The sequence below is a fragment of the Blautia sp. 210820-DFI.6.14 genome, assembly GCF_020558815.1.
Classification (GTDB): domain Bacteria; phylum Bacillota; class Clostridia; order Lachnospirales; family Lachnospiraceae; genus Blautia_A; species Blautia_A obeum.
Genome location: NZ_JAJCKS010000050.1, coordinates 1 through 8,279 on the forward strand (window position 1 = coordinate 1; position 8,279 = coordinate 8,279).

Consider the following 8,279-nt stretch of genomic DNA (forward strand, 5'->3'; position numbering starts at 1 on the left):
GTCTTGGACAGCCAGAAGATATTGCCAATGCGTTTGTGTTTCTTGCTTCAGATGAGGCGAGTTACATTACAGGTGTTATATTAAGTGTAGATGGTATGGCAAGAAGTTAAGTTAATGAGGTATGGTGATGTAATCACGGAAAATAAATGAAATTAAGACTATAATAAATCTACAAAAAGAAAAAGATAAGGAGGACTGTAAAATGTCTGCTATTAATATCAATAAAAATAATTTTCAGAACGAAGTACTGAATTCCGATAAACCCGTTCTTTTAGATTTTTGGGCATCTTGGTGTGCGCCTTGCCGCATGGTAGTACCTATTGTAGAGGAGATTGCAAGTGAGCGTAGAGATATTAAAGTTGGAAAGATTAATGTAGATGAAGAGCCTGAACTGGCAAATAAGTTCAGTATTATGAGCATTCCGACTTTAGTGGTTATGAAGAATGGGAAGATTGTACAGCAGGTTTCAGGGGCGAGACCTAAGAATGCGATTTTAGAAATGCTTTAGGGAGGTGTGCTAATGGGATTTTTTGATCTCTTTAAACAGTCGAATATTAATCAAGGCATAGAAGAATATAAAAGGACTGATGATGCAGTTCTGCTGGATGTACGTACACCGCAGGAATATCAGGAAGGACATATACCAGAAAGTAAAAATGTGCCGTTGCAGCAACTTGACAATATTGCTTCTGTAGCGAAGAATAAGGATATCCCACTGTTTGTATACTGTTATTCCGGTTCACGAAGCCGCCAGGCAACTGGGATACTGCAACGAATGGGATATTCTAAAGTAAATAATATCGGTGGCATTGCAGCTTACTCAGGAAAGGTGGAAAAATAAGATGAAGGTAATAATTGTAGGAGGTGTAGCCGGAGGAGCTACAGCCGCAGCAAGAATACGCAGACTGAATGAACATGCTGAAATTACTGTGTTTGAAAGATCCGGATACATATCCTATGCAAATTGTGGACTTCCATATTATATTGGAGACGTGATCACAGACCCGGAAGAACTTACACTACAGACACCAGAGAGTTTTTTTAAACGCTTCCGTATTAACATGAAAATTCATCATGAAGTTATCTCCATACATCCGGAACGTAAAACGGTTTCAGTGAAAAATTTAGAGAATGGTGAGATATTTGAAGAAAAATATGATAAGCTGATCCTCTCTCCAGGTGCAAAGCCAACACAGCCGAGACTTCCAGGAGTAGGTATTGATAAACTTTTTACACTTCGTACTGTAGAAGACACTTTTCGGATAAAGGAATATATAAATAAGAATCATCCAAAATCGGCTGTATTGGCAGGTGGCGGTTTTATTGGTCTGGAACTGGCAGAAAATTTGAGGGAGCTTGGCATGGATGTTACGATTGTCCAGCGGCCTAAGCAGCTGATGAACCCTTTTGACCCGGATATGGCATCCATGATCCATAATGAAATGAGAAAGCATGGGATAAAACTGGTACTGGGCTATACAGTAGAAGGATTTAAAGAAAAAGACAACGGAGTGGAGGTCCTGTTGAAAGATAATCCATCCCTTCAGGCTGATATGGTAGTTCTGGCAATCGGAGTCACACCAGACACAGTATTAGCAAAAGAAGCCGGTCTGGAACTTGGCATCAAGGAAAGTATTGTAGTGAATGACAGAATGGAAACCTCTGTACCGGATATTTATGCTGCAGGTGATGCAGTTCAGGTAAAACATTATGTTACGGGTAATGATGCGCTAATTTCTTTGGCAGGACCAGCCAATAAACAGGGCAGAATCATCGCTGATAATATTTGTGGCGGTGATAGTCGTTACCTGGGCAGTCAGGGAAGCTCCGTTATAAAAGTGTTTGATATGACAGCAGCCACTACAGGTATCAATGAAACCAATGCCAAAAAGTCAGGATTAGAGGTAGATACAGTAATTCTTTCTCCTATGAGTCATGCCGGTTACTATCCTGGTGGAAAAGTGATGACCATGAAGGTGGTTTTTGAAAAAGAGAGCTATCGTTTGCTTGGTGCTCAGATTATTGGATATGAAGGAGTTGATAAACGTATTGATGTGCTGGCAACAGCAATCCATGCAGGGCTGAAGGCAACCCAACTGAAGGATTTGGATCTCGCATATGCACCGCCTTATTCCTCTGCCAAGGATCCTGTAAATATGGCAGGATTCATGATAGACAATATAGCAAAAGGTACCTTAAAACAATGGCATCTGGAAGATATGGATAAGATTTCTAGAGATAAAAGTGTTGTGTTGCTGGATGTGAGAACTGTAGGTGAATTTAACAGGGGGCATATGGATGGATTCAAAAACATTCCTGTAGATGAACTAAGGGAACGTATCAATGAAATTGAGAAGGGAAAGCCTGTTTACCTGATATGCCAGAGTGGGCTGCGAAGTTATATTGCCAGTCGTATTCTGGAAGGAAATGGATATGAAACATACAACTTCTCCGGCGGATTCCGTTTCTATGATGCAGTGGTTAATGACCGTGCGCTGATCGAAAGGACATATGCATGCGGTATGGATTATTAGAAATAAACAAAATATTTTTATGATTTTTGTAGTGTTTCCAGTCTTTTTGGATCAAGGATTGTGATTTTGCCACGGGAGAGTTTGACGAGACCCTCGCCTTGAAAGTATCGAAGCATTCGAGTGATAACTTCCCTGTGGGAACCAAGATGGTTTGCGATAGTTTCGTGAGTGATTTTCAGTTCATTTGTTCCTTCAATGGATGTTTCTTCTAAAAGAAATGAAGCAACACGCTTATCCAAACTCTTCCACATAATCTGTTCAATCAGCCACATGACATCAGAAAAACGGGTAGCCATTAACTCATTGGTATAATTTGCGACAGGAGCAGATTCTTTCATGATGCCCTTATAGATTTCAGCAGGGATGATCCAAAGATCCGTATCTTTTTCTGCTTCAATGGTTACTTCAAATTGAATAGACCGCATGATACATGAGGCGGATAAAAGACACATATCCATATCGAACAGACGGTAAAGTGTAATCTCCCGTCCTTCATCTGAAAGTATGTAAGTTCGAAGCTGCCCGGATTTAACCAGTAATAATCCAGTACAATCCAGGTTTCCATTGTGAATGATTGTCCCTTTTTTTACATACTGTGTGATTAAATTGTCTGAAATTATTTTTTTCTGTGCTGTATTTAAGTCATTCCATAGTGGAAAACAATTTTCGAAGTTCATAACCGTTATCTCCTTTACGAACATAGTATACTTGCTTTTTTTAGACGCGTCAATTATATAACTGGCATATGCCATAAATAGAAATAAAAAGAAGTGTAATAAAGTAAATTATCTTTTCTGTGATATCATCACGGAAGCAAGCACTTATTTGGGGTATATTAAGTTCAAATAGGAGAAGGAGTTGAAAAATATGACATCTATAAATATAAATAAAGAAAAGTTTGGACAATTAATTCATAAGGAAAAACCGGTTTTGGTTGATTTCTGGGCACCTTGGTGTGGTTATTGCCGTAGAATTGGAGCGGCTTATGAAAAAATAAGTGAAGAATACAGCGATATTCTTATTGCTGGAAAAGTGAATATTGATGAAGAACCACAGATTGCAGAAGCTGAAAAGATTGAGGTGATTCCTACGCTGGTTTTATATCGAAATGGAAAGGCAATAGATTCTATTGTTGCACCTGAATCAAAAATAATGATAGAGAATTTTATTAATGAAGCATTGGAAAAATAAAAGGAGGACTGCTGTATGAATGAAAATCATGTTTACGATATGATTATCGTGGGGGGAGGACCTGGAGGGTATACTTCAGCATTATACGCAGCCAGAGCAGGATTTGATACCATTGTTTTAGAAAAATTATCTGCAGGTGGTCAGATGTCATTGACCTGGCAGATTGATAACTATCCTGGTTTTGAAAATGGAATTGACGGATTTTCATTGGCAGAGAAAATGCAAAAACAGGCGGAAAAATTTGGCGCTAAAAGTGAATATGCTGAAGTTTTTAATATGGATTTAACAGGAAAGCTTAAGAGAGTAGAAACTAGTTCGGGAATTTATATTGGGAAAACAGTAGTGATTGCTACTGGAGCAAATCCAAGAGAACTTGGTCTCGCTAAAGAAAAAGAATTGATAGGTCATGGGGTTGCTTATTGTGCTTCCTGTGATGGTATGTTTTATAAAGATAAGATCGTGGTGGTTGTTGGTGGTGGAAATTCTGCTGTATCAGATGCTGTTCTTTTAAGTCGAATTGCTAAGAAAGTCATCATTGTTCATCGAAGAGATACATTACGTGCAACGAAAATCTACCATGACCAGCTGATGAAAACTGAAAATATAGAGTTTCGATGGAACAATACAGTAAATGAACTGATTTATGGAGAACGATTGACTGGTGTGCGGTTGAAAGATACAGTTACAGGAGAAGAAAACATTATAGAATGTGACGGCCTGTTTGTGAGTATAGGAAGAAAACCGACAACAGATTTTTTAGATAATCAGATAGAACTGGATAATAAAGGATATATTGTGGCAGGTGAAAACACTGAAACGAGTATTCCGGGTGTTTATGCTGTAGGAGATGTCAGAACAAAGTTACTTCGTCAGATAGTAACAGCAGTGGTAGATGGTGCTATGGCAGTACATATGGCAGAAGAGTATGTGGAGAAATAATAATCAGAATTTGAATGGTGAACTTTTCATACTGAAATATGTACGATTTCAATAATGACATGAACTTATGGGAATGTATTGCGGATACTTTGTGAACTTTATCCTGATACAATGATTCCGGTGTATTTTTATGTCAATTTAAAAAGTATCAAATGATGATACTTTTATAGGAATCAGTGATACTTTACGGCAGGTATTTGAGATACCCCTGATACTTTGAACTGTTATACTGATTATGCTGGAAATAAAAGAACAGCAGGAAAACTTCATATGATTATTAGAAAAGCTCTTTCGGGTTAGCACCCCGGAGGGGCTTTTTTTGTTGCCCTGAAATTTTGATTTCCGGCCAATAAGCCACAGGTCTGCCTGATCTGGTGGCCTGAAAGGAAATCAGTACGCATGATCAGAGGCATCAGAAGGAGCCGGTCCCCTCCGCTCTTGAATTTGGAACACGAAACAGATTTCAAATTCAGGAGGAACGGACGATGTATGTAGAGCATCCATATAAATTCAATGACAAATTTTATGCAAAAGTTGATGGGAAATTTTATGAAATAACCAGAGAGGTAGCCAAGGCAATGCTTTCCGCTTACCGTAATGAAGTAAGATGTTATACGGTGAAGGATTTACAGGAAATGCTGGATGTCAGCAGATCAACGGTCTATAAGTTGTTGAGACAAAATGAGTTCCGTTGGATTCAGTTAGAAGGCGGTGGATACCGTATTTCCAAGAAGAGTTTTGACGAGTGGCTGGATAAAGGAAATGCTTCTGTGACATCCTAAATTTTTTGCGAATTGTGAGATATGATTTGAGAAAAATGAATGGGAGGAGCGTGAAACATGGCAGTGATACAAAGAGTTGGATCACCGGCAAAACCCCGAAAGTGGATGAGTGTCCACGAGATGGGGGATATGTTGGGATTAAAGAAGACAGATCGTTACTGGCTGGTTCATAAAAACTATTTTCGGACAGAAACATTGCTTGGAAAGATGAGGGTTGAAATTGCCAGTTTTGAAAAGTGGTATTCCAATCAGGACTGGTATCACAAAGTCAATGGGGAAGCACCGGGAAAAGAGTTGAGGCTCAGGTCTTATTCCCCAAAAGAAATACAGGAAATGCTGGGGACGGACAACGCAACGGTATATGAGATATTAAAGAAAAACAATATTGAGACAGTTACCGTGAATGAAAGATTGCGAGTGCCGACGGATGCTTTCTGGGACTGGTATCACAGCCAGTCCAGATATCGTACACAGGAAGATCGTAAGAAAGATGCAGCTGCAGAGGCAGCCAGTCTCAGTATGCCGGAAATGGCCCGGCTGCTTGACGTTCCAAGAAGTACCGTATATGGAATCCTGAGCAGTAAAAAATATGCCCCATTGCTGGACGTCATTGTAATTGCCGGACGGAGAAGGGTGACAAAGGAGAGCTTTGAGCGATTCTTGCAGGCACAGGATACCTATGAGCTGTTTAATTTTGAATATGAAGAATTGGAGTTGAAAGAAAAACGGGAATATGAGAATTATAAGTGAAGATGCCTTGCAGAAGCAGATCACAGCCAGGAGAAAAAATGTCTGGAGTATCTGACAGTGCCGGAAGCGGCAGAACTGGCAGGAGTTGAGCCTGCAACCATAGCTTATTGGTACACCACAGGAAAAATCTCGGTCAGAAAAACAGGAAAGATTATTCGTATTCCAAGAGAAGCATTTGAACAGTGGTTATTGAAGCGGAAGGAAAAGGGGGTGGTATAGCATGGCTTCGATACAGAAGAAAAATAACAAATATTGTGTCGTATATTACTGTAAAGATACAGAGGGAAAACGGAAACAGAAATGGGAAACGTATGATACAAAGAACGAAGCTAAAATAAGAAAAGCAGAAATCGAACTGAAAGAGAAAAAAGGCGGTATTATCGTATCGAACTGTAAGACGTTGGAGGATCTGATAAATGAGTATGTAGAACTGTATGGAAAAGACAGGTGGGCATTGTCTACCTATGACGGGAATATGTCATTGCTGAAGAATTATATATTGCCTATCATTGGGAAAACTCCACTGACGGATATCAATACCAGATTTCTGGAGATTTACTATAAGACTCTGACAAAGACGCCATCCGTTCCAGACTTGAACGGAAATGTCAGAAGCGAGTTCGTATCTACCAGTGTAATCCGTGATGTACATAAGCTGCTGAAGAGTTGTTTTAATCAGGCTGTGAAGTGGGATATCATGGAGAAGAATCCAGCATTTAAAGCGACGGTACCAAAGCATAAATCAGAGAAACGGGTAATATGGGATGCAGAGACCTTTGCATATGCTCTGGATGTGTGTGAAAATGAGTGCCTGAAATTGTGTATGAACCTTGCCTTTGCCGGTTCTCTTCGAATAGGAGAACTACTGGGGCTTACCTGGGACTGCGTAGATATATCAGAAGAAGCGATCAAAGAAAACCGGGCGTATCTTTATGTAAATAAGGAAGTACAGAGAGTCAGCAAAAAAGCGTTAGAGGAATTAGACCAGAAAGATGTGATCGTCATATTTCCAGAGGAGCGGAAAACGAATAAGACGGTACGCATTATGAAAACACCAAAAACAGAAAGCAGCGTGCGGAAAGTGTTTTTACCCAGGAGCGTAGCTGAAGAACTGATTGCATGGAAAGCACAGCAGGAGGAGATAAAGGATATTTTGCAGGATGAATACCAGGACTATGGCCTTATACTTGCTACTGAATATGGACTTCCCAGGGGAGGTGCGTATATTAGAGATTCCCTGAATAAGCTGATCAAACAACATGATTTACCACAGATTGTGTTTCACAGTTTCCGGCATATGAGTGTTACCTATAAGCTTAAGCTGAACGGAGGTGATATAAAGGCGGTACAGGGAGATTCTGGTCATGCACAGGCAGATATGGTTACAGAAGTATATTCGCATATCATAGATGAAGACAGACGGCGCAATGCGACACTGTTGGAAGATTCCTTTTATAACAGGAAGAATCTGAATCCGCAGATCCATGATACAGAAAAGAGGACGATGATGGAAGTTCCAGAAGGAGTGGACGCAGAGTTACTTGCAAAAGTTCTCAGCAATCCGGAAATGGCTGTGTTGCTGACATCATTAGCAAAATCAATGCAAGGGGAACATAATTAGGATAAAAGCAGACCGGTAGAGAGCAAAATCTCTGCCGGTTTTATTTATGAGATCAAATCAGAGCATGTGAGAAAAAAGAGGTAAAATAGTGGTCAAAGCATCTTGCGTAAATGGCGGTATCTGATGTATAATTTAGAAGAAATCTGACAAAGAAAATAGTGTATCACACATTTCATTTCCCGCTTTTAAATGGGCAGGATAGTTGGATTTTATGATTTGAAAAATTATAGATGGAGTTGGCGCTTTATATTAGAAGCGTACAATCATTTTCTCAGAAAATGTAAAAATCTGGAATAATTTTCAATGATCTTATATGAACAGAAATAGTCTGGGAAGGCGCTTTTTTACTGGACTTATAAATGAATAGGTTGTCTCTGTTGGACTAGTCTGAACCTGCATAAAAGTTGCTCCTAAGCGAGGGGTCGGAGGTTCAAATCCTCTTGGCGACGGGCTTCAAAGCGT

At 39.7% G+C, this 8,279-nt stretch carries 11 protein-coding genes; 10 read left to right on the forward strand and 1 reads right to left on the reverse strand.

Features of this window, described 5'->3' with window-relative positions:
• The 4 genes from LI112_RS17335 to LI112_RS17350 form a co-directional block, all read left to right on the forward strand.
• A partial coding sequence (locus LI112_RS17335; protein ID WP_138344519.1) for an SDR family oxidoreductase occupies nt 1–110 on the forward strand: 110 nt, incomplete at its 5' end.
• Nucleotides 111–202: 92 nt separating this feature from the next.
• The gene (gene trxA, locus LI112_RS17340) at nt 203–508 is read left to right on the forward strand and encodes a thioredoxin (RefSeq protein WP_005421612.1); all 306 of its coding nucleotides are present in this window, start codon (nt 203–205) and stop codon (nt 506–508) included.
• A gap of 12 nt (nt 509–520) precedes the next feature.
• A complete protein-coding gene (locus LI112_RS17345) occupies nt 521–841 on the forward strand; it encodes a rhodanese-like domain-containing protein (protein ID WP_005421613.1) in 321 nt (106 codons plus the stop codon).
• A 1-nt stretch (nt 842) separates the two neighbouring features.
• Nucleotides 843–2,534, forward strand: coding sequence for an FAD-dependent oxidoreductase (locus tag LI112_RS17350; protein WP_227191167.1), 1,692 nt, complete (start codon nt 843–845; stop codon nt 2,532–2,534).
• A gap of 17 nt (nt 2,535–2,551) precedes the next feature.
• On the opposite strand, the gene LI112_RS17355 is transcribed toward LI112_RS17350, so the two are convergent.
• Nucleotides 2,552–3,235: a Crp/Fnr family transcriptional regulator gene (locus LI112_RS17355; RefSeq protein WP_227191168.1), complete on the reverse strand. Its 684-nt coding sequence runs from the start codon at nt 3,233–3,235 to the stop codon at nt 2,552–2,554.
• Nucleotides 3,236–3,401: 166 nt separating this feature from the next.
• On the opposite strand from LI112_RS17355, the gene LI112_RS17360 reads away from it, so the two are divergent.
• The 6 genes from LI112_RS17360 to LI112_RS17385 all read left to right on the forward strand — a co-directional run bounded on the left by LI112_RS17360 (nt 3,402) and on the right by LI112_RS17385 (nt 7,817).
• Nucleotides 3,402–3,725, forward strand: a complete 324-nt coding sequence (locus LI112_RS17360) for a co-chaperone YbbN (RefSeq protein WP_055057012.1) — start codon at nt 3,402–3,404, stop codon at nt 3,723–3,725.
• A gap of 15 nt (nt 3,726–3,740) precedes the next feature.
• Nucleotides 3,741–4,664, forward strand: a complete 924-nt coding sequence (trxB, locus tag LI112_RS17365; protein WP_055066629.1) for a thioredoxin-disulfide reductase — start codon at nt 3,741–3,743, stop codon at nt 4,662–4,664.
• Nucleotides 4,665–5,242: 578 nt separating this feature from the next.
• Complete coding sequence (locus LI112_RS17370) at nt 5,243–5,446, forward strand: helix-turn-helix domain-containing protein (RefSeq protein ID WP_055066643.1); 204 nt, start codon at nt 5,243–5,245, stop codon at nt 5,444–5,446.
• Nucleotides 5,447–5,503: 57 nt separating this feature from the next.
• Nucleotides 5,504–6,196: a helix-turn-helix domain-containing protein gene (locus LI112_RS17375; protein ID WP_227191169.1), complete on the forward strand. Its 693-nt coding sequence runs from the start codon at nt 5,504–5,506 to the stop codon at nt 6,194–6,196.
• A 57-nt stretch (nt 6,197–6,253) separates the two neighbouring features.
• Nucleotides 6,254–6,415 carry a helix-turn-helix domain-containing protein gene (locus LI112_RS17380; RefSeq protein WP_005421623.1) on the forward strand — a complete coding sequence of 54 codons (162 nt, stop codon included), beginning with the start codon at nt 6,254–6,256 and terminating at the stop codon, nt 6,413–6,415.
• 1 nt (nt 6,416) lies between these two features.
• Nucleotides 6,417–7,817: a site-specific integrase gene (locus LI112_RS17385; RefSeq protein WP_227191170.1), complete on the forward strand. Its 1,401-nt coding sequence runs from the start codon at nt 6,417–6,419 to the stop codon at nt 7,815–7,817.
• Nucleotides 7,818–8,279: the final 462 nt, after the last annotated feature.

Excerpts from the sequence above, each read along its gene's own strand:
- trxB (WP_055066629.1), top strand. The coding sequence starts at position 3,741 with ATGAATGAAAATCATGTTTACGATATGATTATCGTGGGGGGAGGACCT.
- LI112_RS17375 (WP_227191169.1), top strand. The coding sequence starts at position 5,504 with ATGGCAGTGATACAAAGAGTTGGATCACCGGCAAAACCCCGAAAGTGG.
- LI112_RS17345 (WP_005421613.1), top strand. The coding sequence starts at position 521 with ATGGGATTTTTTGATCTCTTTAAACAGTCGAATATTAATCAAGGCATA.
- LI112_RS17385 (WP_227191170.1), top strand. The coding sequence starts at position 6,417 with ATGGCTTCGATACAGAAGAAAAATAACAAATATTGTGTCGTATATTAC.
- LI112_RS17360 (WP_055057012.1), top strand. The coding sequence starts at position 3,402 with ATGACATCTATAAATATAAATAAAGAAAAGTTTGGACAATTAATTCAT.
- trxA (WP_005421612.1), top strand. The coding sequence starts at position 203 with ATGTCTGCTATTAATATCAATAAAAATAATTTTCAGAACGAAGTACTG.
- LI112_RS17350 (WP_227191167.1), top strand. The coding sequence starts at position 843 with ATGAAGGTAATAATTGTAGGAGGTGTAGCCGGAGGAGCTACAGCCGCA.
- LI112_RS17355 (WP_227191168.1), bottom strand. The coding sequence starts at position 3,235 with ATGTTCGTAAAGGAGATAACGGTTATGAACTTCGAAAATTGTTTTCCA.
- LI112_RS17370 (WP_055066643.1), top strand. The coding sequence starts at position 5,243 with ATGCTTTCCGCTTACCGTAATGAAGTAAGATGTTATACGGTGAAGGAT.